Genomic DNA, 24,573 nt, shown 5'->3' with positions numbered 1-24,573 from the left:
CGATGACGACGGTCCATCAGGACACCGACACGGCCACCCTGGACACCGACGTCCTCGTGGTCGGAGCGGGCCCCGCCGGTCTGATGCTCGCCACCGAGCTGAGGCTGGGCGGCGCCGAGGTGGTCGTCGTCGACCAGCGCCCCGGCCCGACCACCGAGTCGCGGGCCTCCACGCTGCACGCCCGCACCATGGAGATCCTCGACTCGCGCGGGCTGCTGGACGAACTCGGTACGCCGCCGTGCGAGCCGCGCGGCCACTTCGGCGGCGTGCCGCTCGACCTGACGCTGCCCGGCCCGTACCCGGGGCAGTGGAAGGTGCCCCAGACCCGCACCGAGGAGCTGCTGCAGCGCCGGGCGGCCGACCTCGGCGCGGATCTGTGGCGCCGGCACCAACTGCTGTCCCTGACCGTGGAGGACGGAGCGGCCGGCGCGGCCGAGGGTGTGGAGGCCGAGACCATCGGCCCCTACGGACCGGTCCGTATCCGGGCCCGCTATCTGGTCGGTTGCGACGGCGAGGACAGCACCGTGCGGCGGCTGGTGCGGGCCCCCTTCCCCGGGCGGGACGCCGGACGCGAACTGCTGCGGGCGGACGTCTCGGGCATCAGCGTCGCCGACCGGCGCTTCCAGCGTCTTCGGCACGGATTCGCCATCGCCGCCACCCGGGACGGGGTGACCCGGGTGATGGTCCACGAGTTCGGCCGGCCCGTCGCCGAACGCGGCGGCGGTGAACCGGACTTCACCGAGGTCACCGACGTGTGGAAACGCGTCACCGGCGAAGACATCAGCCACGGCACCCCGCTGTGGGTCAACGCCTTCGGTGACGCCAACCGGCAGCTCGCGCGCTACCGGCACGGCCGTGTCCTGTTCGCCGGGGACGCGGCGCACCGGCAGATGCCGAGCGGTGGGCAGGCACTCAACCTGGGCGTCCAGGACGCCTTCAACCTCGGCTGGAAGCTCGCCGCGGTGGTACGGGGCCGTGCCCCCGAGGAACTCCTCGACACCTATGACACCGAGCGCCACACCGTGGGCCGTCAGGTCCTCGCCAACATCCGGGCCCAGGTCGAGCTGCTGCTCGGCGGCCCGGAGGTCGAACCGGCCCGCGCCCTGCTCACCGAACTCCTCGCCGTGGACGACGTACGCCGGCACCTGGCCGGGATGATCAGCGGCCTCGGCATCAGGTACGACGTCGGAGGCGTCGCGGACCACGCGCGCCACGGGGACGACGCGGGCGCCGGGGGAGCGGCGGGGGGTCGTGATCCCGGGGCCGGCACCGGCCCCGGTGCCGGCGCGGCATCCGGGATCGACGACTGCGGTGACACGGCCGCCGGGCATCCGCTGCTCGGGCGGCGGCTGCCGGACGCGTGGCTGGAGCCCGCGGGGGACGGCACGCGGCGCCGTACGACCGAACTGTTGCGCACCGGCCGCGGGCTGCTGCTGTCCCTGGACAGGAACGGGAACGGCGCTGGGGCCGGGGCGCTGCGCACGGTGGCGGAGCCCTGGTCGGACCGGGTCGTCCTCGTGGCCGGCCCTCCCGAGGCGGGAGGTCCGCTCCCCGCGGGCCAGGCCCTCCTCGTACGCCCCGACGGGTACGTGGCCTGGGCCGGTCCGCGTCCCGACGGCCTGTCCGAGGCGCTGACCCGCTGGTTCGGCTTCCCGGCCGACGCCGGCTGAGCGAGACCGTACGAACGCACGCGGACCCCGGCGAGCTCCACCGGCGCGCACCCGCACCCGCACCCGAGGAACCGCACGCACGCCACCCATCGATGCGAAGCGCGCCGACGCGCGCGAGGAAAGGACACCCATGGACGCGCAGAGGGACGCTGACGTCATCGTGGTCGGCGCCGGCCCGGCCGGGCTGATGCTGGCCGGGGAGCTGCGGCTGGGCGGGGTGAGCGTCATCGTCGCCGAGCGGCTGGAGCACCCCACCGGACAGTCGCGCGGGCTCGGGTTCACCGCCCGTGCGATGGAGTCGTTCGACCAGCGGGGCCTGGTCCCGCGCTTCGGCGGCCTGGAGAAGAGCCCGATGGGCCACTTCGGCGGCGTGCAGTTCGACTACACCGTCCTGGAGGACGCCCACTTCGGGGCCCGAGGCGTCCCGCAGTCCCGGACGGAGGAGGTGCTGGAGGAATGGGCCCGCGACCTGGGCGCGGACATCCGGCGGGGCTGGGAGTTCCGGGCGCTGGAGCAGGACGGGGACGGGGTCACCGTCACGCTGGCCACGTCCGCCGGTCAGCGCGTGCTGCGCGCCGCCTACCTGGTGGGTGCCGACGGCGGACACAGCCCGGTGCGCAGGGCCGCGGGTTTCGACTTCCCCGGCACCCCCGCCACCAGGGGCATGTACCTCGCCGACGTGGTGGGCTGCCGGGTCGGGCCCCGCCTCCTGGGCGAGCGGCTGCCCGGCGGCATGGTGATGGCCGCGCCGCTGAAGGAGGGCGTGGACCGGATCATCGTCTGTGAGCACGGCACCCCGCCCGCCGACCGCAGCGAGACCCCGGAGTTCTCCGAAGTGGCCGCGGCCTGGCTGCGGTTGACGGGGGAGGACATCTCCGGCGGGGGCGCCGACTGGGTCAGCTCGTTCACGGACGCCACCCGGCAGGTCACCGAGTACCGGCGCGGCCGGGTGCTGCTCGTGGGCGACGCCGCGCACATCCATCTCCCGGCGGGCGGCCAGGGCCTGAGCACCGGGGTCCAGGACGCGGTGAACCTCGGCTGGAAACTGGCCGCGACCGTGCGGGGCACGGCACCCCAGGACCTGCTGGACACCTACCACGGCGAACGCCACGCGGTCGGCGCCCGGCTGCTGATGAACACCCGAGCGCAGGGCACGGTCTTCCTCGGCGGCCCCGAGTCCCAGCCGCTGCGCGACCTGTTCGCCGAACTCATCGGCCACGACAGCGTCAAGCGTCATCTGGCCGGTGTGGTCAGCCATCTCGACGTCCACTACGACCTCGGCGACGGCGGACATCCGCTGATCGGCCGGCGGCTGCCGCCGCGCGCGCTGGACACCGCCGCGGGCGAGGTCCGTACGCCCGAACTGCTGCACCCGGCCCAGGGCCTTCTGCTCGACTTCGCCGACGACTCCGTGGCACGGGGGGCCGCGGCCCGCTGGAAGGACCGCGTCACCGTCGTCACCGGTACCCCGCGGGACCCTGACGCCTTCGGCGGGGCCACCGCGCTGCTGGTCCGCCCCGACGGCTACGTCGCCTGGGCGGACACCGGAACGGCGGAGCTGTCCGCCGCGCTGCACCGCTGGTTCGGCGCGCCGGAGGGCGGCTGAGATCCGGCGCCCACGCCGACGGCAGCCGCGTCCCGGTGACCACGAGAGCCCGCACACCAGAGCACGACCACGAGAGGAAGTAACCCAGTGAGCGTTCCCACGGCCGAGACCATCCCCTCGTCCGTATCCGGCCTGCCCGTATCCGGCCTGCCCGTATCCGGCCTGCCCGTATCCGGCTCGTCCGTGCCGGGCTCGGCCATGTCGCCGGGCGTCCGTCCCGTGGCCCTGCAGGCCGGTGAGGTCACGCTCTCCGCGTTGATCGCCCAGCCGGCCGGCCCGCCGCGGGCCACCGTCGTCGCGGTGCACGGCGGAGGGATGAGCGCGGCCTATTTCGACGGGCAGGCCCACCCCGACGTCTCACTGCTCGCCCTCGGCGCCCGGCTCGGCTACACCATGGTCGCCGTCGACCGGCCCGGCTACGGGCTGTCCGCCGCGGACGCCCCGGGCGGGCAGACCCTGGCCGAGCAGGCCGGTGCGCTGCACGCGGCGCTCCGGCATCTGGCCGGGCGCGCCGAGACGGGCGCCGGGGTGTTCCTGCTCGCGCACTCCTTCGGCGGCAAGCTGGCGCTGACGTACGCGGCCTGTCAGGCCGGCGACCCGGATCCGGCCGTACCGCCGCTGCTCGGACTCGACATCTCCGGACTCGGCCGCGACTACGCGGTCGACCCGGGCAACGGGCCCGACCCGCACCGGCACCGGAACTGGAAACGGAACTGGGGCGCCCTGCGCTTCTATCCGCCGAACACCTTCCGCGCGGCGGAGGCCATGGTCGCGCCCATGCCCCCGCGCGAGCGGGCCGAGGCCGTGCAGTGGCCGCGCCGGTTCCCGGTCGCGGCTGCCGCGGTGCGGGTCCCGGTGCGGCTGACCTTCGCCGAGCAGGAACTGTGGTGGCACCACGACGAGGACACGGTCGCCGACCTCACCGCGCACTTCGCCTCGGCACCGTCCGCCTCCGTCGACCGCCAGCCCGGCGCGGGTCACAACATCAGCCTGGGCTGGGCGGCCCGTACGTACCACCTGCGCGCGTTCGCGTTCTTCGAGCAGTGTCTCGCGCGCCGGACCGCGGGCCCGTCCGGCACCCTCTGACGGCGGCCGCACCTCGCGGCCGCGCGGCCGTCCGGACCGTCACCGGGGCTCCGCGCTCGCCCTCGGACTCCTCGAGAGCGCGGCCGACCGGTCGCCCACCTGGGGGTGGGCGGCCGTCCTGCTGTTCCTGACCCGCTTCGCCACCCTCTGCTTCGTCCGGGCCGCCGACCACCGCGGCCGGGTGAGGGCGCTCGACACGCTCGTCCTGCAAGGACTCACCCGCTCGGTGCTCTCCTCGTGGGCCGGCTCACCGTCCGGCACGGTGCGCGCTCCGGCCTCCCCGTGGGAGGGACCGCCTCGTCGACGGCGGCGCTCACGGTGCTGCTCGCGGGGCGGACACGCCGTCTCCTGAACAGCCACCGGTCACGTCCGGCACTGGGCCGGGCCCGGCCCCCACCACGAAAGGCAGCCCCATGAGCGAAGAGAACCCGTGCAGTTGGCTAGACCGGCTTCCCGACCCGGTCGCCCTGCGCGCCATGACCCCCGACGAGCGGGCCGGTGCCATCGGCCACTGCCTCCGGCTCGAACTGCACGACCTGCTCGCGGTCCCGCCGGGCCACCGGCTCTCGCCCGCCCTGTCGCTGCGGGGTCAGGGGCTCGACCCGCTCGACGCCCTGCACCTGGGGCGCCGGATCCGGCGGGCCCTCGACGCCGAGGTGCCCGCCGAGGTGCTCCGGGAGAGCACCGTCGGTGAACTGACCGCGCTGCTCGCCCGCTGACGTGCCCGTATCCAGTCCTTCTCAGACCTCTCAATACATGTGAAGGGGAGATCCCCAGATGGAGCCCGCGATACCCATGGAACTCGACGGCCGACTGATGGAGCTGGCCGAACGCAAGGACACCGCACGTGCCGGACAGGACCCGAAGGCCACCGAACGCCAGCACGCCAAGGGCAAGCTGACCGCGCACGAACGCATCGAGCTGCTGCTGGACAAGGGCAGCTTCCAGGAGGTCGAACCGCTGCGCCGGCACCGGGCCACGGGCTTCGGCCTGGAGGCCAAGAAGCCCTACGGCGACGGTGTGATCACCGGCTGGGGCACGGTGGAGGGCCGTACCGTCTTCGTCTACGCGCACGACTTCCGCGTCTTCGGCGGCGCGCTCGGTGAGGCCCACGCCTGCAAGATCCACAAAATCATGGACATGGCCATCGCCGCAGGTGCGCCCCTGGTGTCGCTCAACGACGGCGCGGGCGCCCGGATCCAGGAAGGTGTCTCCGCGCTGGCCGGCTACGGCGGCATCTTCCAGCGCAACACCCGGGCGAGCGGGGTGATCCCGCAGATCAGCGTCATGCTGGGCCCGTGCGCGGGCGGCGCGGCCTACTCGCCCGCCCTGACCGACTTCGTCTTCGCCGTCCGGGACATCTCGCAGATGTTCATCACCGGGCCGGACGTGGTCCGCGCGGTCACCGGGGAGGAGATCAGCCAGAACGGGCTCGGCGGCGCCGACGTCCACGGCGAGGTCTCCGGGGTGGCGCACTTCGTGCACGACGACGAGGAGAGCTGCCTCGCCGAGGTGCGCTATCTGTTGTCGCTCCTGCCGTCCAACAACCGTGAACTGCCGCCCCGTCACGTCAGCGGCGACCCGGGCGACCGGTCGGGGGACGCGCTGCTCGACCTGGTGCCGCACGACGGGAACCGTTCGTACGACATGCGGGCGGTCGTCGAGGAGCTCGTCGACGACGGCGATTTCGTGGAGGTGCACGCTGGCTGGGCGACGAACATCGTCTGCGCGTTGGCCCGTGTCGACGGCCACACCGTGGGGATCGTCGCCAACCAGCCGGCGGCCATGGCGGGGGTGCTGGACATCAAGGCGAGCGAGAAGGCGGCACGGTTCGTCCAGTTCTGCGACTCCTTCAACATCCCGCTGGTCACGCTGGTCGACGTGCCCGGGTTCCTGCCGGGCGTGGACCAGGAGCACGAAGGCATCATCCGGCGCGGCGCGAAGCTCCTGTACGCGTACTGCAACGCGACCGTGCCGCGGGTCTCCGTGGTGCTGCGCAAGGCGTACGGCGGCGCGTACATCGTGATGGACTCCCGGTCCATCGGAGCCGACATCGCGCTGGCCTGGCCGACGAACGAGATCGCGGTGATGGGTGCGGAGGGCGCCGCCAACGTCGTCTTCCGCAGGGAGATCGCGGCCGCGGACGACTCCGACGCGATGCGTAGAGAGAAAATCGACCAATACAAGAGGGAGTTGGTCCACCCTTACTACGCCGCCGAGCGTGGGCTGGTCGATGACGTCATCGATCCGCGCGAGACCCGGGCGGTCCTGGCCCGTTCGCTGTCGATGCTCGTCGCCAAGCACGCCGAACTGCCCCGCCGCAAGCACGGCAACCCGCCTCAGTGAGCGGCCCCGAAGAGTGAGTGAGGGAGGATCCATGACCGCACAGCACCCTGACACCGACCCCGTGGCCGGTCCGCTTTTCCGGATCGAGCGTGGTTGCCCTTCGCCGGAGGAACTGGCCGCGCTGACCGCCGTGCTCATGGCGGTGACCGCCGGCCCCGGCGTCGTACCGGACGATCTCGCCCGCAGGCACCAGGTCGTCGCCCTGTGGCGGCGGCCCGAGAGGATCACCGGCTTCGACGGTCCGCGCACCTGGCGAGCGGCGGCCTGAGCGGAGCGCACGGGGGTGGAGCACGACGAAGGGCCGGAGAGTTCCCAGGAACTCTCCGGCCCTTCGACCGTGGGCTGTGCGGGGCCGGGGAATCCGCGGCCCGGTCGTGGCCGGTCGTGGAGGTCCGTTCCCCGCGGGGCGCGCTCTCAGCGCTCGAGGTCCCCGTGCTCGGCGGGGTCCCGGAGCATGGAACGCAGCCCCGGTTGCATCCGCACAAGGCGTGCGACCGCGTCCGGGGCGTACAGATACGCGGTGGGCACCGCGCGAACGGCGACGGGCCGGTCCCCCGCGCCGGCCAGGGCCACCGCGGCGATATGGGTGGAACACAGTGGAAGGTTGCCCACCACCCAGCCCGTCGGCCGCTCGGCGAGTCCGGCCTCGCCGAGGTAGTCGAGGTCGGCGCCTCGCGTCAGCCCGGTGCCCAGGCCCTTGAGATACGCCTCCTTCCGTGTCCACAGCCGCCCGAAGGCCATGGTCCGCTCGTGTTCGGGCAGCTTCCCGAGCTCCTCCCGTTCGGAGGGGTGCAGCGCCGGCAGACACACATCGACGGTCTCGGCCGACGGCAGCCGCTGCACGTCGGCGCCCACCCGTGTCTCGGCCACCACCACGATCGCCAGACCGTGGCTGTGCGAGAGCGAGAACTGGGGGGCGCCGCCGGGCACCCCGAGCACCGCAGGCCGGCCGTGCCGTTCACCGTTGCCCTTGTGCCGTTCGCCGGCGAGGTGGAGCCGGCTCGGTTCGATACCGGTGTATCCGGCCAGGACCCGGCGCAGTCCCACATGCGCCGCGGCGTACATCTGGCGGTCGTCGGGCCGGCGGTAGGAGTCGGCCCTCCCTCGCTCGTACGCGTCGAGCTCGTCGTACGGGACATCACGCGGTGAGTCGGGCGGTGGCAGCAGCCACACGTCCAGCTCCCCCCGCGCCACGGCGAGCCGGCGCACGGCCGGGGTCAACGCCTGCTCTCCGCGTGGGCTTTGGCGTGGGTGAGGGTGGCGCGGCTGTTGGTGGAGAGGGCGGTGTGGACGTAGGTGCGGGCGTCGGTGAGGGTGGCGTCGGGTCCGAGGACGGTGGTGATGTTGTCGGTGTTGAGGGTGACGGTGTGCTGGGAGGTGGCGGTGACGCCTTCGTCGGTGTCGGTGAAGGTCCAGTGGCCGGTGTGGAGGGTCATGAGTGCGGGGAGGGTGACCTGTTTGTAGGTGATGCGGTGGTGGGGGAAGGTCACGCGGTAGGACTTGGTGGTGTGGACGGAGCCGTCTTTGGCGCGGGTGTCCATCTCCAGGGTCTGCAGGCCGGGGGTGGTCTCCTCCAGGCGGACGGTGGCGACGTGGGGCAGTCGCTCGGACCACAGATGGGCCTCGTTGATGAAGGCGTAGACGTCCTTCGCCGAACCGTCGACCAGGACGGTGTCCTCGAAGGAGAACGTCAGTCCGGCATCGGCGACATCACGCTCGGCGTTCTCCTTCAGCGCCGCGAGCTGTGCGCGGGCGCCGCGGTCGACCTCGGCGCCGATCCTGTCCAGTGCCTCGGGGGTGTCGCCCTCGGCCCGGAACTCGTGCAGCAGCCGCACCCGGGAGGCGTTCTCCCCCAGCGGCTCGACGAGCCAGGCCCCACCGATCCCGGCGACATGCGCCTCGGTGACCAGGTGCTGGAAGTTGACCCGCAGCGCGGCGGGTTCGACGATCCGGCGCAGCGGGCGGCTGTACGGCCCGCCCTCCGCGGACGGCGCGGTTTCCCAGATCCGCAGCCGTTCCTCGCCCTCGGGGGCCTCCTCGTGCTCGACGTGGACGACCGAGGGGAAGATCCGGGGCCAGTTCCCCACCTCGGCGATCAACCGGTGGACCGTGTCCGCCGGAACCGTGACGTCGATCTCGTGCGCGACCTGGCGCATGCCCGGGTGCTCCATGCTTGCTGTCTCCTCGTCCTGGTGCGGTGCGCGCGGACGGGACGGGGCGGGCCGGGAACGATGCCGGACGGAAAAGCCGCTGCCGGGCGGGGGAGTTCCCGGCAGCGGCCGGCCAGTGGGGTCGGGAACGCGCCCATGTGTCCGCGTCCGTGCGCGATCTTGGTGGACGTCCTTCCGCCGTACGGCACGGAAGGACGTTGTTTCACGTGAAACCGGCGGCCGGCTCCTGCCGTGCGGTGACGCGTCAGGACCAGGCGACGGGCCGGCCGCCGCCCGCCCGGCCCGCCGCCGGGTGGTTCACTCGCCCGCGGCGCGGGTGTGCACGACCCGGTAGGTGTTCTCGTCCTGCCAGGTCTGCAGGGCGGCGACGCGGGCGTCGACCTTCTGACGCTCCGGTGAGCGCTCCCCCTGCGGCACGGAACGGAAGGCGTCGTACGCCTCCTTGCTGTCCCACTGGGAGTAGACGACGACGAACTTGCCGTCGATACCGCGGGCACGCAGGCCGCGCAGAACCGTGTGGGTGCGGTAACCGGGGACGTCGGCCAGCCAGGTCTGGGACTCGCCCAGAGCGTCGATCAGGTCTTCCTGGTCGGCCGGCAGCACACCGAACAGCTCGATGGACGTGTAGTCGTCACGGTCCGGGGAGATCTCCGTGACGCCGCCCAGCTCCGGCTTCTGCTGGGTGAAGGCGATCTCGTTCTGGAGCAGACGGATCGACGTGGTGATCTCGCCGAAGAGCGGCAGGGTGCGGTGCTTGAACTCCTCGCCCGCGTACCGGCTCTCCAGGTCCTCGGTGCTGCGCCACTGGATGAAGTTGGCCGTTCCCGGCTTGTCCTGTCCGGCGTGCACCGTGCTGGACATCCAGCCCTCATAGGCCGCCGTGTCGACGATCTGGCGCATCGCGGCGAGCAGCTTGACCTGCTTCTCGGCGGCGTCGGTCGAGAACAGGTTGAGAACGGTCAGGTGCTGACCATCGGCTGCGATCTTCGGCATTCTCTCGTCTCTTCCGTTCGAGGAAAGGTGAGTTGCGAATGGAGGTACGAATGCAGCATGACAAGCGGATCTGTCCATGTGAAAGGCTCCGCGGTTCAGGAATGACGGCTCATTTGTCAATTGTTCGAGGGGGGTGTCAGATCTTTCCCCACTTCGTCAGAGCTGTGAAAAACGGCCTTGGTCGCCGATTGGCGCGGGCGCCATGCTCGGGTAATGCAGCCAGGCCCGGAAGAATCAGAGATATCCACTCTCCTGGACCGGTACCTCATCGGTCTCGACGACGACGAACTCGACGACGCGTGGGCGCGGGGGCTCTTCACGAAGGACGCCCTGGTCGAGTTCCCCATGAGCCGGCACGAGGGTCTCGAAGGACTCGCCGGCTACCACCGTGACGCGCTGACGGCCTTCGCCGCCACCCAGCACCTGGGCTCACCCGCGGCCGTCGCCCTCGACGGCGAGCGGGCCACGCTGCGCGCCAACCTCGTCTCGACGCATGTCCACCACCCGGGTGCGGCGGACGAGCCCCTGTTCCAGGTCGGCACCCTCGCCACCGGTGAGGCCCGCCGCGCCGCCGAGGGCTGGCGGCTCTCGTCCCTGACCTTCCGCGTGCTGTGGAGCCGCGGGACCCCGCCCCGATCCCAGGAGCCCCGATGACGACTCTGGCGGCGGCCAGCGCCCAGGACATGAAGCTCGCGATCATGCTCGCCGACATCGGGGTGGTGCTCGTGGCGGGTGCCGCGCTCGGCCGGCTGGCGCAGAAGCTGCGCCAGCCGGTGGTGGTCGGTGAGATCACCGCGGGCATCCTGCTCGGGCCCAGCGTCCTCGGTCTGCTGCCGGGGAACCTGACCGAGCGTCTCTTCCCCGTCGACGTGCGGCCCTTGCTGTCCGCGGTCTCCCAGGTCGGCCTGATCCTGTTCATGTTCGTGGTCGGCTGGGAGTTCGAGAAGCGGCTGATCCGGCCGCACGCCCGGCTCGCCGCGGGCGTCTCGCTGTCGTCGATCGCGACGGCTTTCGGCCTGGGGGTGGCGCTCGCCCCGTTCCTGTACGACGAGCACGCCACCGTGGCCGGGCACCACATCTCCTTCGTCGCGTTCGCCACCTTCATCGGCACCGCGATGTCGGTGACGGCCTTCCCGGTGCTGGCGCGCATCCTCACCGAGAACAAGCTCCTGGACACCCGGGCCGGCTCCCTCTCGCTGGCCAGCGCCGCCATCGACGACCTGCTCGCCTGGTGCCTGCTGGCGTACGTCTCCGCCCTGGTCACGGCGGACGGCAACTACGCCGACCTCGCCCGCATCGGGCTCTGCAGCGCCGCCTATGTCGCGGGGATGCTGCTCGTCGTACGGCCGCTGGTGGCCCGTCTGGTCTGGCGCTGGGCCGCCACCGAGCGCTGGTCCGCGTTGCTCGCGGTGCTCTGCGCGGGCGCCCTGACCTCGGCCTGGCTGACCACCTGGATCGGTATCCACGCCATCTTCGGGGCCTTCCTGTTCGGGTTCGTGATGCCCCGTGAGCCCGCGATGGTCCTGGCCGAGCATCTGCGCAAGCCCATGGACCACGTCAGCGTCGTGCTGCTCCCGGTCTTCTTCATCGTCACCGGGCTCGGCGTGGACCTCGGCGCGCTCACCTCCGGCGACGTCGTCGCGCTCGTCGCGATCATCGTGGTGGCCTGCGCAGGCAAGCTGGTCGGCGCGATCCTTCCGGCGCGGCTGGCCGGGTTCTCCTGGCGGGAGGCGAAGGACCTGGGGCTGCTCATGAACACCCGGGGTCTGACCGAACTCATCATCCTCAACGCCGCGGTGAGCCTGGGCGTGCTCGACGGACGCATGTTCACCATGCTCGTGATCATGGCCCTCGTCACGACGGCGATGGCGGGACCGCTGCTGTCCCGGCGCCGTCCGGTGGCGGCCGACGTGTCCGAGGCACCGGAAGCGTCGAAGGCGTCCGGGGCATCCAGGGCGCCAGGGGAGCCGACCCCCTACGGCCCGGAGGCCGCCGGGGACTTCATCCGCCCACGCGGCTGAATCCCGCGCACCCGGTCCGGAGCGCGCGCGTACCTCCGCAACCCGCAACCCGCAACCCGCAACCCGCAACCCGCAACCCGCAACCCGTATCCGAGAACGAGAGGGCTGTCGTGATACCCGTTTCGCAAGCCATCCCCGAGCAGCTCGGTCCGGTCGACGGCCGTGCGCTGCGCACCGTGTGCGGGCACTTCGCCACCGGTGTCACGGTGATCACCTCGGGCAGCGGCGAGAACGCCGCGGGCGCCACGGTGAACTCCTTCACCTCGGTCTCCCTGGAGCCGGCGCTGGTGCTCATCTGCCTGCACCACAACTCCCGGCTGCTGCCGGTGGTCCAGGAGTCCGGCGGCTTCGTCGTGAACTTCCTGACGCAGCGGCAGGAACCGGTGGCCTGGGCGTTCGCCGGCCGACGGACCGCCCGGATCGAGGAGGTGCCGCACCACGGGTCGGTCCACGATCTGCCGGTGCTCAGCGAGGCGCTGGCACACCTGGAGTGCCGGCTGGCCGCCGAGTACGACGGCGGCGACCACACCATCCTGCTCGGCGAGGTCGTCTCTCTGGGCGCGCCCGCCGGGGAGGAGGACCCGCTGATCTTCTTCCAGGGCGCCATGCGGGAGCTCGGCGACGACCGGGTCCTGCCCGGCCGGTGACCCGGTGGCGAAGGCGGGCGGTGCGGCGGCGGGCGGACCGGGCTCAGGGGCGACGGGCCGCGGCCTGCTCCTCCGCCGAGTCGAAGTCCTGACGGGCCTGCTCCACCAGTGGCAGGTGCACCGTCGACCAGTCCGTGAGCGAGGCGAACAGCGGCGCCAGGGTCCGTCCCAGGTCGCTGATCTGGTACTCCACCCGGGGCGGCACCTCGGGGAAGTACGTGCGGATCACCAGCCCGTCGCGCTCCAGCTGACGCAGCCGCTGGGTCAGCACCTTCGGCGTGATGGTGCCGATGTTGCGCTGCAGTTCCACGAAGCGCTGGGTGCCGAAGGCGTTCAGCGTCCACAGGATCGGCGTGGTCCAGCGGCTGAACACGATGTCGAGGACCGGCTCGATCAGGCAGGGCTGGCGGGAGCCGGCCGCGGCCGCGTGGGCGGCTTCGGGGCCGGCCGGGACCGGGGTGGCGTCCGCGACGGCGCTGTCCCCCACGCGCGTGGCGCCCACGGGTGTGGCGCCGCCGTTCCTGACCGCGGTGCTCTTCATACCGATCATCACCTTCCGGGAAGTCACTTTCCTCTAGGTACCTACTTTACTCAGGATGCTAGCTTCCGAGAAGCCAGCGATAACCGCACCTCCCCGCACGTCCCCGTCCCAGAATCCTCATGCTCCTAGGGAGTGACATGTCCATCCAAGAGTCCACCCACAGCCCCGCGGTGGCGGGCGACTCCGGGCCGGTGCGCCGCCCCGGACTCATCCTGGCCTTCCTCTGCCTGGCCGGCTTCATGACCTTCCTCGACGTCTCGATCGTGAACGTCGCCCTGCCGACCATCGAGGACGAACTCAACATCTCCACGACCGCGCTGCAGTACGTGGTCACCACCTACGGCATGCTCCTGGGCGGCTTCCTGCTGCTGACCGGCCGGCTCGCCGACACCCTCGGCCGCCGCCGGATGCTCCAGACCGGCCTGCTCCTGTTCGCCGGCGCCTCCCTGCTCGCCGGGGTCGCCCAGAACGCCGCGATGCTGATCGGCGCCCGCGGCGCGCAGGGTCTGGGCGCCGCGTTCATCGCCACCGCCGCGCTCAGCCTGCTGACCAACAACTTCGAGGAGGGCCCGGCCCGCAACAAGGCCCTCGGCGCCTGGGGCGCGCTCAGCGGTCTCGCCGCCGTCGCCGGCGTCACCCTCGGCGGCCTGCTCACCGACGGTCCCGGCTGGCGCTGGATCTTCTTCATCAACGTGCCGATCGGCATCATCGGCGCCCTGGTCGCCCCGATGGTCGTCGGCGAGAGCCGCTCCGCCCAACGCAGCAGGTCCTTCGACGTCGCCGGTGCCGTCACCCTCACCGGTGGCCTGGTCGCGCTGATCTTCACCCTCGGCCAGACCGTCTCCGACTCCGACGTCCCGACCGGCCGGGTCGTCGGCGGCTTCGTCCTCTCCGCGCTCCTGCTCGTCTCCTTCGTACTGATCGAGCGTCGCGCCAAGGAGCCGCTGATGCCGCTCGGTGTCTTCCGCCGCCCCTCGCTGCGCGCCGCCAACGTCATCGCCGTCCTGCTGCTCGGCACCTGCGTGACCCTGTTCTTCTTCGCCAGCCTCTTCATGCAGCAGGTCCTGGACTACTCCGCCGTCAAGACCGGCTTCGCCTACGTGCCGCTCGCGGTGCTCACCGCGGTCGGCGCCGGCATCGCCTCCCAGGTCGTCACCAAGGTCGCCGCCAAGCCCGTCCTGCTGGTCGGTCTCGCGCTCGCCGCGACCGGCATGATGCTCCTGTGGCGCACCCCGTCCGACGCCTCGTACCTGACGGACGTGCTGCCCGCCTTCGTCCTCATGGGCCTCGGGCTCGGCATGTCCTTCGTCCCGCTGCAGGTCTCGGCGTTCGCCGGGATCGAGGAGCGCGAGTCGGGTCTGGCCGCCGGCCTCATCAACACCGCCCAGGAAGTCGGCGGCGCGCTCGGCCTGGCCGTCGCGGCGACCTACGCCTTCCGCCGCGTCGACGAGCTGACGGCCAAGGCGCACGGCGTCCCGGCCCTGGTCCAGGACGCCCGTACGACCGTCTTCCACGACGCGTTCCTCGTCGGTGCCTGCTTCGCCGCGGCCGCCTTCCTGGTGACCCTGGTGCTGCTGCCGCTGACCAAGTCCTCTGAGCAGTCCTCGGCCGTGCCCGCGCACGCCTGACGGAAGAACGGACCCGGCCATGTCCAAGCACCTGCCCCTGTCCGCCGCGGCGGAGGAGTTCCTCGCCGAGAACGCCCTGTGCACCCTGACCACCCTGCGCCCGGACGGCACACCGCACGTGGCGCCCGTACGGTTCACCTGGGACGGTGAGGCGGGCCTGGCCCGGGTGATGACCACCGTGCACCGCCGCAAGTCCCGCAACCTGCTGGCCGCGGCCGGCGGCCGGGCCGCCGTGTGCCAGCTGGTGGGGCCCCGCTGGATCACCCTCGAGGGCCCGGCGACCGTCTCCACCGACCCGCCCCGGGTGGTGGAGGGGATGCGCCGCTACGCCAAGCGGTACTGGTCCCAGCCGCCGCAGCCGCCGGGCCTGGCGGTCATCGAGATCGCGGTGGACCGGGTGATGGGCCTGTACTGAACCCGGGGGAGCCGAGCGGACGCGAGGGTGCCGGAGGACGTTTCCGGCACCCTTTCGCGTGTCCCGCCCGTGGTCCGCGCCCGGTACCACCCGGTAGCCGCCGGGCCTCTGACGAACTTGTCAGAACTTGTCAGAGCTCTGTACCGGCGGCCATTCAGCTTCTCGGGAACCCTCGGAATACTGGAGAAAACGCCAGCGGGAGAGGGAATATGGACGCTTTCAATGCCGATGTGATCGTTGCCGGTGCAGGACCCTCGGGGCTCATGCTCGCGGGGGAACTCCGCCTCTCGGGTCTCTCGGTCATCGTGCTCGACCGGCTGGAACAGCCGATGCAGCAGTCCCGCGCCCTGGGGTTCTCGGCCCGCACGATCGAGGAATTCGGCCAGCGTGGACTTCTCGGGGAATTCGGCCCGCTGGAGACCATACCTGGTGGCCATTTCGGTGGACTTCCCATCGACTACCGCATTGTCGAGGGCGGCAATTTCGGGGTCCGCGGAGTTCCGCAGTCGCGCACCGAGGCCATCATCGCCACGTGGGCGACGCGGCTCGGCGCCGACATCCGCCGCGGCCACGAGGTCATCGGCGTGACGCAGGACGAGGACGGCGTCCGGGTCGAGGTCGCGGGGCCCGAGGGAGTGGAAACCCTGCGCGCCGCGTACGTCGTCGGCTGCGACGGAGCCCGCAGCACCGTCCGCCACCTGGCCGGGATCGATTTCCCCGGGGTCGGCGCCACCATCGAGATGAAGATGGCCGACGTCGCCGGCGTCCAGCTGCGGCTGCGCCCCACCGGCGAGGTCGGCGAGGCCGGCATGGTCGTCGTCCTGCCGCTCGGCCCGGGTGCCACCCGCGTGGTGGTCTTCGAGCGCGGCGCGGGCGTCCGTCCCACCCAGGAGCCGCCCACCTTCGAGGAGGTGGCCGCCGCCTTCCAGCGGGTCACCGGCGAGGACATCAGCGGTGCCCGGCCGCTGTGGACCAGCTACTTCACCGACGCCAGCCGGCACGCCGCCGAGTACCGCAAGGGCCGGGTCTTCCTGGCCGGCGACGCCGCCCACATCCACCTGCCGATCGGCGCCCAGGGCATCAGCGCGGGCGTCGGCGACGTGGTGAACCTGGGCTGGAAGCTCGCCGCGGCCGTCAAGGGCCACGCCCCCGCGGGCCTGCTCGACACCTACCACTCCGAGCGCCACCCGGTCGGCGCCCGCATCGTCCACAACACCCTCGTCCAGCGCACCCTCTACCTCGGCGGCCCCGAGGCCCAGCCGCTGCGCGACCTGTTCGCCGAGCTGGTCCGGATCGAGGACGTACGGCGTCACCTCGTCGGTCTGGTCACCGGCCTCGACATCACCTACGGAGCCGTCGAGGGCGGCCACCCGCTGCTCGGCCGCCGGCTGCCCGACCAGGACCTGCTGGTCGGCGACGACAAGACCACCACCTATGAGCAGTTGCACGCGGGCCGTCCGGTCCTGCTCGACCTGCACGACAGCGCCGCGCTGCGCGAGGCCGCGGCCGGCTGGGCCGACCGCGTCGACGTCGTCACCGCGACGCGGCCCGACGCCGCAGCCCCGGCCGACGACCTCCTCGTACGCCCTGACGGCTATGTCGCCTGGGTCGGCGCCGACGGCTCCGCCGAGGGACTGACCGACGCGCTCGCCCGGTGGTTCGGCGAGCCCCGCGACGCCGCCTGAACCACCCGATCCGCCGATCCCCGATCTGCCGATCCCCGATCTGCCGACCGGTCGACCGGTCGACCCGGACCCCCGTAGGACGCGCGCCACCCATCCGAATCCGTCCGTGAAACGAGAAAGAGGAGTGCGGTCTTGCCCACCAAGGCTGAGGAAGCGAAGAAGGCCGACAAGGCCGCCGAGTGGACCGAATGCGACGTAGCCATCCTGGGGTCGGGCCTCGCGGGCTCGATCATGGGAGCGATCCTGGCCCGTCAGGGCGCCGACGTGGTGCTCATCGACGCGGGGCAGCATCCCCGGTTCGCCGTCGGCGAGTCCCAGAACCCGCAGCTCGTCGAGTGGCTGCACATCCTGGCCGTGCGCTACGACGTGCCCGAGATCAAGCACATGCTGGACGTGAAGGCGGTCACCGAGCACATCGGTCCGACACACGGGCGCAAGCAGAGCTTCGGCTTCGTCACGCAGCGGCCGAACCGCGAGCCGGACCCGCGCGAGGCGACGATGTTCGTCATCCCGAAGATGCTCACCGAGGCCGTGCACCTCTTCCGCCAGGACACCGACTCGCACTATCTGAACGTCGCCGCCAAGTACGGCTGCACCCTGCGCCAGAACTGGTTCGCCACCGACCTGGACGTCGACGACGACGGCGTCACGATCACCGGCAGGAACGGTGAGGTCTTCCGCGCCAAGTACCTGATCGACGCGAGTGGCTTCCGCTCCCCGCTGGCCGAGAAGTTCGACCTGCGCGAGAACCCGCCCCGCCACAAGCACCACGCCCGCTCGCTCTTCACCCACTACGTGGGCATCAAGCCGTACGACGACGTGTGCAACTACCCGGACGCGCTCCGCCCGCCCGCCGAGTCGCCCTTCCACGGCGGCACCCTGCACCACCTCATCGAGCGCGGCTGGTTCTGGATCATCCCGTTCGACAACTACAAGGACTCCAAGAACCCGGCCTGCAGTGTCGGTCTGACCTTCGACGAGCGGTTGTACCCCAAGCCGAAGGACATGACGCCGGACCAGGAGTTCAACCACTACCTGGACATGTACCCGGCGGTGAAGCGGCAGTTCGACGGTGCCAAGCGGATCCGCGAGTGGGTCTCCACCGACCGGATCCAGTACTCCTCCAAGCGCACCATCGGCGCCCGCTGGTGCCTGATGTCGCACGCGGCCGGCTTCATAGACCCGCTGTACTCACGCGGCCTGTCCAACACCTTCGAGGTCGTCGACGCGCTCGCCTACCGGATCCTGGACGCCCTGCGCGAGAACGACTTCACCGAGGAGCGCTTCGAGTACGTCGAGCGCCTGGAGCAGGGACTCCTGGAGTACAACGACAAGATCGTCAACAGCTCGTACATCGCCTTCAGCCACTTCCGGCTGTGGAACGCGGTGTTCCGGGTCTGGGCCTGCTTCACCACCCCGGCCACCATGCGGCAGATCATGGCGCGCCAGAACTTCCAGTTCGACGGTGACGACCGGCACTTCAAGGAGATGGAGAAGGCGCCGTACACCGGCCTGTGGTGGCCGGACAGCCACGCCTTCAAGGTCCTCTTCGACATCACCGCCGAGACCTGCGAGCGGTACGAGGCCGGCGAGATCGACGGTGACAAGGCCGCGGACATCGTCTTCGAGGCGATCCGCGACTGTGAGTCGGTCAACACCCCGTTCGGCTGGAAGGGCCCCGAGGACCTCCGGTTCTTCCGGGCCACCACGCCCACGATGATGAAGTTCATGTGGTGGGCGAGCACCTCCGGCCCCAAGGAGATGCGCGACCTCGGCCGTTCGATGCTCGCCGGAGTCGTCAAGCAGGGCATGAAGGGCCGCAAGGTCTCCTGACCCCGGCCCCGGCCGACCCGTCCGGCCCCGGCCGACCCCTCCGGCGCCGCCAAGTCCCTTGCTCCGCCCCCCCGGACGCGGCGCCGGGCCCACCCTCCCCCCGTGGGCCCGGCGCCGCCCCCTCCTCTCGCGTTCTCCCCCACTGGCAACCACCGTCTCCTAGAACCCTTGGGACATCCGTGATCACTCGTAGAGCACTGATCGGCGCGGGATCCGCCGCCGTCGGCCTGGCCGTCCTGCCCACCAGCCCCGTCCTCGCGGGCTCCGGCTCCACGCCCTGGAGCACCCTCGCGGGCAAGCTCCAGGGCCGTCTGGTGCTGCCCACCGACTCCGCGTACGCCGTGGCCAAGCAACTGGAGCTCGGCCAGTTCGACGCCGTCAACCCGCGGGCCGTGGCGTACTGCGTCAGCTCCGCCGACGTCTCCGTCGCCCTGCGCTTCGCCCAGACCTACGGCCTGCCGTCCGCCGTCCGCAGCGGCGGCCACAGCTTCGCGGGCTACTCGACCACGCCCGGCCTGATCATCGACGTCTCGCGGCTGAACGCGATCACCGTGGGCAACGGCACGGTCGACATCGGCCCCGGCGCCAAGAACGTCGAGATACTCAACGCCCTCGCCCCGCACGGCCTGGTGGTCAGCGAGGGCGGCTGCCCCACCGTGTCGGCCGGCGGTTTCCTCCAGGGCGGCGGCTTCGGCTTCCTGACCCGCCCGCTGGGCATGGCCTGCGACGCGGTCACCTCGGCCGAGGTGGTCCTCGCCGACGGCCGGGTGGTCACCGCGTCGCCGACCAGTCACTCCGACCTGTTCTGGGCGATCCGCGGCGGCGGTGGCGGCAACTTCGGTGTCGTCACCCGCTTCACGGTCACCCCGCACGAGGGCGACCAGATGGCGATCAGCAACCTGATCTTCCCGTACGACCGTGCCGCCGACGTGCTGCACGGGGTCGGCCAGTGGCTGGTCGACGCGCCCCGCACCATCGGCGGCGGCGCCTACCTCGTCCAGCCGGACGCCGCGCCCGGCACCGTACCGGCGCTCAACGTCTTCCTCGCCTCCCGCGGCACCCCGGCCGAACTGGCCTCGGAGTCCGCGCGGCTGCTGGCGCTCACCGGCGCGGTGACGGCCCGCCAGGACGCGGTCATGACGTACCAGCAGGTCATGATGATGATCTTCGGCTGCGGCACGCTGACCGAGGACCAGTGCCAGCGCGCCGGCAAGTCCCCGAACGGCGTGCTGACCCGGCCCGCCTTCGGCCTGGAGCGGACCCGGATGGGCCGCGCGCCGTACGCGCAGAGCGACTGGGCCGACGTGCTGACGGCCTTCGACGCCGACCGCAGGGCCGGCCAGGCCCGCTACCTCGACCTCCACTTCTTCGGCGGCGCGGCCAACGACCCGGCCCGCACCGACACGGCGTACGTGCACCGCGACTCGCTCTTCTCCGTCAACTACCGGGTTCTCGTCAACGATCCGGCGCAGGTGACCGCGGAGGCCAGGAGTGTCGCCACGGGCTGGGTCGACCACGGGTTCGCCACCATCGATCCGCTGTCGAACGGTGAGACGTACCAGAACTGGATGGACGCCGAGCTGACGGACTGGCGGCAGTCGTACTACGCCGAGAACTACGCCCGGCTGTCGATCGTGAAGGCCAAGTACGACCCGCACCGGTACTTCAGGTTCGCCCAGGGCATCGGGGCCTGAGAAGTGCGCGGCGCTCCGCCGCCACCGTGACCTCGGTGACCTCGGTGATCCATGTGAACCGCGGACCGCGAGGGGCCGCCGGACCGGTGTCCGGCGGCCGGCTCGCTCGATGGTCCGCTCCGGCGCCCCGTCAGGGACGGCGGCCGTACCAGCCCACCAACCTGTCGATGTCGGGAGCGTTCTCGTGCACCTCCACCACCGGTCCGAACGGCACCTGGCCACCGCGGGGTTCCGCGGGCACCGCCCGGTGCATGGAGGCCAGCGGCGCGGCGAGCATCTCCGGGTCCCACTCGGGGGTCTGGCCGGTGGCCTTGGCCAGGTCCCAGGCGTGCAGCACGAACTCGTTGGTGTAGATCACCGAGGCGACCACGCCGGGGACCGGGCCCCAGGGCAGACCGATCTGGCGGCCCAGCACGGCCGGGTCCCGCCAGACGGCGTCGAACTCCTGCGTCGCCGCTGCCCAGGCCTTGGCCCAGTCCCCGTCGGCGACGTCCTCGGCGAAGTGCGGAACGCTCATGAAGGAGCCGCCGGCGCCCAGGACGGCGACCCGGCGCAGCACCGACACCACGTGGTTGGCCATGTCGCGGACCGTGTAGTCGGGACACGGGGTGACGGTGTCGTACTGCTCGGGGCGGAGCGCGGCGAGCGTGCGGCCGGTCAGGTCGACGGCCTTGAACAGGCCGCCACGGGGGTCGGCGGGCGGGGCGGCGGCGGATGCGGCGGCGGGTGCGGCGGGCGTCGTGGTCCGGGCCAGGTCGTCAGTCGTGTCGTGAGTCATGTGTTCATCGTCGATGTCAAACAGGTCATCTTGTGGCCTATTACCGAAGCCGTGTCCGATGGTGCCGAAAATGGATGGAGTGGCTCAAAACAGCTCGAAAATCCCGCGGAGTGCGCCGTGCGGGGAGGGGACGCGTCGTGAAGGCCGACCGGCTGGTGGCGACCCTGCTGCTGCTCCAGGCACGCGGCCGGGTGACCGTTCGCGAGGTGGCCGAGGAGCTGGAGGTGTCCGAGCGCACCGCGCGCCGTGATCTGGAGGCCCTCACCAGTGCCGGTGTCCCCGTCTACTCGCAGCGTGGCCGGGGTGGTGGGTGGAGCCTGGTCGGCGGTGCCCGCACCGATCTGACCGGTTTCACCTCGCGAGAGATCGGGGCGTTGTTCCTGGCCGCGGGACCGTTGTCGGCCTCTCCCGAACTGCGGGCCGCGCTGCGCAAGTTGATGCGTGCGGTGCCCGCTCCCATGCGACCGCATGCCGAGGCCGCCGCCAAGGCCATACTCGTCGACGGCCTCGACTGGTCTCGCACGGCGGGCGGCAGCGGACCCCACCGGCACGCCCTGGAACGGGCGGTGCTGGACGGCCGGCAGGTCCGGCTGGGATACGCGCACGCCGACCTGGCCCCGGCGGAAGGGGACTTGGGTGAGGACGGTCCGGGCGGGCACGGTCTGGGAGGGCACGGTTCGGGCGGGCATGGTTCGGGAGGGCACGGTCTGGGCGGACACGGTCTGGGAGGGCAAGGTTCGGGAGGGCACGGTCCGGGTGAAGGTGACTCGGGCGGAAGCGGCTCGGGCGCGCGGTGGCCGGGTGGGCGGGCGACCGGCGAGTGGACGGTGGATCCGCTCGGGCTGGTGTCCAAGGCCGGGCACTGGTACCTGGTGGCGGGGACCGGGGAGGGGCTGCGCACCTTCCGGCTCAGCCGGGTCACCTCCGTGGAGCCGACCGGCGCGCCGGTGCGACGCCCGGAGGGGTTCGAACTCGCATCCGCGTGGCGGGAGTTGGCGTCCGAGGTGGAGCAACGGCTGTCCGCGGTGAGCGTACGGGCCCGTGCCGACCCGGATGCCCTGCCGGTGCTGCGGCAACTGCTCGGCGGGCGGCTCCGCACGGGCGAGGTCCAGCCAGACAGCCGGGTCGCCTTCACCGCCGACGGTCCCTCGGTGGAGGTGCTGGCCGCGCAGCTCGCGGGCCTCGGCGCCCGGATCGAGGTGCTCGGCCCTCCCGAGGCGCGCGAGTCGCTCGTCCGTCTCGGCCGGTCGCTCGCCGCGGTGTACGGCGGCCGCGGCGGGCGCCCCAACGACCAGCGAAGAGATAGTCGCTTTCCTCTAGGTACCTACTATACCGACGATGCTAGCGTCCCGGTCATGGCTGCGACCCGCTGAGAACGGCCCGCCCAGCCGATGACCACTGACCACGGATCAACGCACCAGGGAGTTTTCATGATTGTCGTCACCGGAGCCACCGGAAACGTCGGGCGTCCGCTGATCGAGGCGCTGGCCGAGGCGGGGGAGCAGGTCGTGGCGGTCTCGCGCCGCCCGTTGCCCTCCCCGGCGAAGAATGTCCGGCACGCCCAGGCCGACCTCGGGAGCGCGCGGAGCATGCGGCCGGTCCTCGAAGGGGCCGACGCCTTCTTCATCCTGCTCGCGGGCGAACTGCTCGGTCACGGCGAGGCGGCCACCGAGCTGCTGACGGCGGCCAAGGACGCCGGGGTCGAGCGGGTCGTGCTGCTCTCCTCGCAGATCAACGCCACCCGTCCCGGCGTCGCCTCGCACGGCAGGCTGCGCGAGTTCGAGGAGGCCGTACGCGGTTCCGGCCTGGACTTCACCATCCTGCGCGCCGGCGGTTTCGCCTCCAACGCCTTCGCCTGGGCGGAGTCGGTCCGCGCGGACCGCACGGTCTTCGCCCCCTTCGGTGACACGGCGCTGCCGGTCGTCGACCCGGCGGACATCGCCGCGGCCGCCGCGGTGGTGCTGCGCGAAGACGGGCACGCCGGCCGTACGTACGAGCTGACCGGCCCCGAAGCGATCACCCCGCGCCTGCAGGCCGGGATGATCGCGGAGGCGATCGGCGAAGAGGTGACCTTCGTGGAACTGACCCGCGAGGCCGCCCACGCCCACATGGCGCAGTTCATGCCCGAGGAGGTCATCCCCGGCACCCTGGACATCCTCGGCGAACCGCTCCCCGCCGAACAGCGGGTCAGCCCCGACGTGGAGAAGATCCTGTCCCGGCCCGCCACGCCCTTCTCCGGCTGGGTCGCCCGGAGCGTCCCGGCCTTCAAGTGACCCACCACCGGCCGCGCACCTTCCCGCGCTCCCTCCCCCGGTACCGCCGCCGGATGCCCGCTGCGACTCATCCCCCGCGGCAGCAGGCGTCCGGCGGTCCACAACGGACGGCGGCTCAGGACCGACGGCGGCCCTGAGCCGCCGCCGACCACGATCGACGACGGTCCCGAAGGGGGGCGGTCGCGGAGGGGCGGCGGTCCCGAAGGGGGCGGTCGCGGAGGGATGGCGGTCCCGAAGGGGGCAGCGGAGGGATGGTGGTCCTGGACGGGTGGTGGTCCCGAAGGGCGGCGGTCCCGAAGGGTGGCTGTCCCGAAGGGTGAGGGTCCAAGAGACGGTGGCCTCGAAGGGCGACGGGCCCAAGAGGCGGTGACCCCGAGGGGGGCGGTCCCGAAAGGCGGCGAGGCGGCGCTCCTGGGAGACGGTGGCCCCGAAAGAGATAAAGAGAGAGGACGGCCCCGCGGGTCCTGGACCCGCGGGGCCACCGCACACCCCCCGGAAGGGGCTACGCGGCGAAACGGTCGGCCAGCTCCTTGGCCTTGATGGCGGCGTCGTCGAGTGCCTTGGTGCGGGAGGCCTCGAAGAGCGGGACCAGCTCGGACATCGCCGGGTTGTGCGGGGCCATGGTGAGCTCCGGGACGATGAATTCGAGGTCGAGGCCGAGGGTGTCGCGCAGGATGGCCTCCAGGTAGTTCTGCACGTACTCGTAGCCCTCGCGGGGAGTGCCCGGCGCGTACGAGCCGCCGCGGCTGGCGATGACCGTGACCGGGGTGCCCTTGATCTTCGAGTCCTCGGTCATGGCGGTGCGGCCTATGAGGATCACGTTGTCCAGCCACGCCTTGAGGGTCGACGGGATCGCGAAGTTGTACATCGGCGCGCCGATCAGGATCGCGTCCGCCTGCTCCAGCTCCTCGATGAACTTCACGCGCTCGGCGAAGGCGGCGGCCTGCTCCGGGGTGTGCGCGTCCGCCGGGGCGAAACCGGCGGTGTGGGCGTCGGCCGAGATGTGCGGAGCCGGGTTCGCGGCGAGGTCGCGGTAGATCACGGTGCCCTGCGGGTGCTGCTCCTCCCAGGCCTTGCGGAACGCGTCGGTCACGGCGCGCGAGGTGGACGTGGAGCCCGGGAAAACGGACGAGTCGATGTGGAGGAGGGTGGCCATGGGGGATCTCCAAAGGGTGCGGCGGATCGA

General features: G+C 71.8%; 22 protein-coding genes. 16 read left to right on the top strand and 6 right to left on the bottom strand.

Translation table 11 applies throughout. The features are described from left to right. Positions 1-2: 2 nt before the first annotated feature. From ACFVTC_RS25190 to ACFVTC_RS25165, 6 genes are all read left to right on the top strand, one after another. On the top strand, positions 3-1,670 hold the full coding sequence (locus tag ACFVTC_RS25190; protein WP_390130528.1) for an FAD-dependent monooxygenase: 1,668 nt from the start codon (positions 3-5) through the stop codon (positions 1,668-1,670). Between the two features lie 130 nt (positions 1,671-1,800). After that, positions 1,801-3,276 carry an FAD-dependent monooxygenase gene (locus ACFVTC_RS25185; protein WP_390130526.1) on the top strand — a complete coding sequence of 492 codons (1,476 nt, stop codon included), beginning with the start codon at positions 1,801-1,803 and terminating at the stop codon, positions 3,274-3,276. Positions 3,277-3,474: 198 nt separating this feature from the next. Then, the gene (locus tag ACFVTC_RS25180) at positions 3,475-4,362 is read left to right on the top strand and encodes an alpha/beta hydrolase (RefSeq protein ID WP_390130560.1); all 888 of its coding nucleotides are present in this window, start codon (positions 3,475-3,477) and stop codon (positions 4,360-4,362) included. A gap of 413 nt (positions 4,363-4,775) precedes the next feature. Further along, complete coding sequence (locus ACFVTC_RS25175) at positions 4,776-5,081, top strand: acyl carrier protein (RefSeq protein WP_148014262.1); 306 nt, start codon at positions 4,776-4,778, stop codon at positions 5,079-5,081. 58 nt (positions 5,082-5,139) lie between these two features. Continuing rightward, complete coding sequence (locus ACFVTC_RS25170; protein WP_390130524.1) at positions 5,140-6,708, top strand: acyl-CoA carboxylase subunit beta; 1,569 nt, start codon at positions 5,140-5,142, stop codon at positions 6,706-6,708. 31 nt (positions 6,709-6,739) lie between these two features. Then, on the top strand, positions 6,740-6,976 hold the full coding sequence (locus tag ACFVTC_RS25165) for an acyl-CoA carboxylase subunit epsilon (protein ID WP_168529092.1): 237 nt from the start codon (positions 6,740-6,742) through the stop codon (positions 6,974-6,976). 146 nt (positions 6,977-7,122) lie between these two features. On the opposite strand, the gene ACFVTC_RS25160 is transcribed toward ACFVTC_RS25165, so the two are convergent. The 3 genes from ACFVTC_RS25160 to ACFVTC_RS25150 all read right to left on the bottom strand — a co-directional run bounded on the left by ACFVTC_RS25160 (position 7,123) and on the right by ACFVTC_RS25150 (position 9,872). Next, on the bottom strand, positions 7,123-7,929 hold the full coding sequence (locus tag ACFVTC_RS25160; RefSeq protein ID WP_390130522.1) for a 4'-phosphopantetheinyl transferase family protein: 807 nt from the start codon (positions 7,927-7,929) through the stop codon (positions 7,123-7,125). Further along, a complete protein-coding gene (locus ACFVTC_RS25155; RefSeq protein WP_390130520.1) occupies positions 7,926-8,879 on the bottom strand; it encodes an aromatase/cyclase in 954 nt (317 codons plus the stop codon). Before ACFVTC_RS25155 ends, ACFVTC_RS25160 begins: the two co-directional genes overlap by 4 nt. A 297-nt stretch (positions 8,880-9,176) precedes the next feature. After that, positions 9,177-9,872, bottom strand: a complete 696-nt coding sequence (locus ACFVTC_RS25150; protein WP_390130518.1) for an antibiotic biosynthesis monooxygenase family protein — start codon at positions 9,870-9,872, stop codon at positions 9,177-9,179. A 213-nt stretch (positions 9,873-10,085) separates the two neighbouring features. Here ACFVTC_RS25150 and ACFVTC_RS25145 point away from each other — a divergent pair, with 213 nt between their 5' ends. From ACFVTC_RS25145 to ACFVTC_RS25135, 3 genes are all read left to right on the top strand, one after another. Next, positions 10,086-10,526 carry a nuclear transport factor 2 family protein gene (locus tag ACFVTC_RS25145; protein WP_390130517.1) on the top strand — a complete coding sequence of 147 codons (441 nt, stop codon included), beginning with the start codon at positions 10,086-10,088 and terminating at the stop codon, positions 10,524-10,526. Next, positions 10,523-11,893: a cation:proton antiporter gene (locus ACFVTC_RS25140; RefSeq protein ID WP_390130516.1), complete on the top strand. Its 1,371-nt coding sequence runs from the start codon at positions 10,523-10,525 to the stop codon at positions 11,891-11,893. The genes ACFVTC_RS25145 and ACFVTC_RS25140 overlap by 4 nt, the downstream gene beginning before the upstream one ends. Positions 11,894-12,003: 110 nt before the next feature. Beyond that, a complete protein-coding gene (locus ACFVTC_RS25135) occupies positions 12,004-12,540 on the top strand; it encodes a flavin reductase family protein (protein ID WP_248002019.1) in 537 nt (178 codons plus the stop codon). 43 nt (positions 12,541-12,583) lie between these two features. On the opposite strand, the gene ACFVTC_RS25130 is transcribed toward ACFVTC_RS25135, so the two are convergent. Next, positions 12,584-13,081, bottom strand: a complete 498-nt coding sequence (locus tag ACFVTC_RS25130) for a winged helix-turn-helix transcriptional regulator (RefSeq protein ID WP_390130513.1) — start codon at positions 13,079-13,081, stop codon at positions 12,584-12,586. 137 nt (positions 13,082-13,218) lie between these two features. Between ACFVTC_RS25130 and ACFVTC_RS25125 the strand changes: the two genes are divergently transcribed. The 5 genes from ACFVTC_RS25125 (at position 13,219) to ACFVTC_RS25105 (ending at position 20,336) form a co-directional block, all read left to right on the top strand. After that, positions 13,219-14,709: an MFS transporter gene (locus tag ACFVTC_RS25125; RefSeq protein ID WP_390130512.1), complete on the top strand. Its 1,491-nt coding sequence runs from the start codon at positions 13,219-13,221 to the stop codon at positions 14,707-14,709. 19 nt (positions 14,710-14,728) lie between these two features. Further along, positions 14,729-15,124 (top strand): pyridoxamine 5'-phosphate oxidase family protein, encoded by a 396-nt coding sequence (locus tag ACFVTC_RS25120; RefSeq protein WP_390130511.1) that lies wholly within the window; start codon positions 14,729-14,731, stop codon positions 15,122-15,124. 209 nt (positions 15,125-15,333) lie between these two features. Next, a complete protein-coding gene (locus tag ACFVTC_RS25115) occupies positions 15,334-16,809 on the top strand; it encodes an FAD-dependent monooxygenase (RefSeq protein ID WP_390130509.1) in 1,476 nt (491 codons plus the stop codon). 132 nt (positions 16,810-16,941) lie between these two features. Then, on the top strand, positions 16,942-18,642 hold the full coding sequence (locus ACFVTC_RS25110) for an NAD(P)/FAD-dependent oxidoreductase (protein WP_390130507.1): 1,701 nt from the start codon (positions 16,942-16,944) through the stop codon (positions 18,640-18,642). A gap of 179 nt (positions 18,643-18,821) precedes the next feature. Then, positions 18,822-20,336 carry an FAD-binding oxidoreductase gene (locus ACFVTC_RS25105; protein ID WP_390130506.1) on the top strand — a complete coding sequence of 505 codons (1,515 nt, stop codon included), beginning with the start codon at positions 18,822-18,824 and terminating at the stop codon, positions 20,334-20,336. A 130-nt stretch (positions 20,337-20,466) separates the two neighbouring features. Here ACFVTC_RS25105 and ACFVTC_RS25100 read toward each other — a convergent pair whose 3' ends face one another. Continuing rightward, entirely contained in the window at positions 20,467-21,114 is a 648-nt protein-coding gene (locus ACFVTC_RS25100) for a TIGR03086 family metal-binding protein (protein ID WP_390130504.1), read from the bottom strand. Positions 21,115-21,251: 137 nt separating this feature from the next. On the opposite strand from ACFVTC_RS25100, the gene ACFVTC_RS25095 reads away from it, so the two are divergent. Both ACFVTC_RS25095 and ACFVTC_RS25090 read left to right on the top strand, forming a co-directional pair. Further along, complete coding sequence (locus ACFVTC_RS25095; RefSeq protein ID WP_390130502.1) at positions 21,252-22,487, top strand: helix-turn-helix transcriptional regulator; 1,236 nt, start codon at positions 21,252-21,254, stop codon at positions 22,485-22,487. 57 nt (positions 22,488-22,544) lie between these two features. Beyond that, positions 22,545-23,387, top strand: a complete 843-nt coding sequence (locus ACFVTC_RS25090) for an SDR family oxidoreductase (protein WP_390130501.1) — start codon at positions 22,545-22,547, stop codon at positions 23,385-23,387. A 502-nt stretch (positions 23,388-23,889) separates the two neighbouring features. On the opposite strand, the gene ACFVTC_RS25085 is transcribed toward ACFVTC_RS25090, so the two are convergent. Next, positions 23,890-24,543 (bottom strand): FMN-dependent NADH-azoreductase, encoded by a 654-nt coding sequence (locus ACFVTC_RS25085; protein ID WP_390130499.1) that lies wholly within the window; start codon positions 24,541-24,543, stop codon positions 23,890-23,892. Positions 24,544-24,573 lie beyond the last annotated feature (30 nt).

The organism is Streptomyces sp. NPDC057950 (genome assembly GCF_042887295.1).
Lineage (GTDB): Bacteria > Actinomycetota > Actinomycetes > Streptomycetales > Streptomycetaceae > Streptomyces > Streptomyces kaempferi.
Note: the sequence above shows the minus strand (reverse complement) of the source record. Positions and strands in the feature narration are given on the sequence as shown.

Bases quoted from the DNA above. Each gene is read 5' to 3' on its own strand.
- ACFVTC_RS25190 (WP_390130528.1), top strand. From the start codon at position 3: ATGACGACGGTCCATCAGGACACCGACACGGCCACCCTGGACACCGAC.
- ACFVTC_RS25185 (WP_390130526.1), top strand. From the start codon at position 1,801: ATGGACGCGCAGAGGGACGCTGACGTCATCGTGGTCGGCGCCGGCCCG.
- ACFVTC_RS25180 (WP_390130560.1), top strand. From the start codon at position 3,475: ATGTCGCCGGGCGTCCGTCCCGTGGCCCTGCAGGCCGGTGAGGTCACG.
- ACFVTC_RS25175 (WP_148014262.1), top strand. From the start codon at position 4,776: ATGAGCGAAGAGAACCCGTGCAGTTGGCTAGACCGGCTTCCCGACCCG.
- ACFVTC_RS25170 (WP_390130524.1), top strand. From the start codon at position 5,140: ATGGAGCCCGCGATACCCATGGAACTCGACGGCCGACTGATGGAGCTG.
- ACFVTC_RS25165 (WP_168529092.1), top strand. From the start codon at position 6,740: ATGACCGCACAGCACCCTGACACCGACCCCGTGGCCGGTCCGCTTTTC.
- ACFVTC_RS25155 (WP_390130520.1), bottom strand. From the start codon at position 8,879: ATGGAGCACCCGGGCATGCGCCAGGTCGCGCACGAGATCGACGTCACG.
- ACFVTC_RS25150 (WP_390130518.1), bottom strand. From the start codon at position 9,872: ATGCCGAAGATCGCAGCCGATGGTCAGCACCTGACCGTTCTCAACCTG.
- ACFVTC_RS25145 (WP_390130517.1), top strand. From the start codon at position 10,086: ATGCAGCCAGGCCCGGAAGAATCAGAGATATCCACTCTCCTGGACCGG.
- ACFVTC_RS25140 (WP_390130516.1), top strand. From the start codon at position 10,523: ATGACGACTCTGGCGGCGGCCAGCGCCCAGGACATGAAGCTCGCGATC.
- ACFVTC_RS25130 (WP_390130513.1), bottom strand. From the start codon at position 13,081: ATGAAGAGCACCGCGGTCAGGAACGGCGGCGCCACACCCGTGGGCGCC.
- ACFVTC_RS25125 (WP_390130512.1), top strand. From the start codon at position 13,219: ATGTCCATCCAAGAGTCCACCCACAGCCCCGCGGTGGCGGGCGACTCC.
- ACFVTC_RS25120 (WP_390130511.1), top strand. From the start codon at position 14,729: ATGTCCAAGCACCTGCCCCTGTCCGCCGCGGCGGAGGAGTTCCTCGCC.
- ACFVTC_RS25115 (WP_390130509.1), top strand. From the start codon at position 15,334: ATGGACGCTTTCAATGCCGATGTGATCGTTGCCGGTGCAGGACCCTCG.
- ACFVTC_RS25100 (WP_390130504.1), bottom strand. From the start codon at position 21,114: ATGACTCACGACACGACTGACGACCTGGCCCGGACCACGACGCCCGCC.
- ACFVTC_RS25090 (WP_390130501.1), top strand. From the start codon at position 22,545: ATGATTGTCGTCACCGGAGCCACCGGAAACGTCGGGCGTCCGCTGATC.
- ACFVTC_RS25085 (WP_390130499.1), bottom strand. From the start codon at position 24,543: ATGGCCACCCTCCTCCACATCGACTCGTCCGTTTTCCCGGGCTCCACG.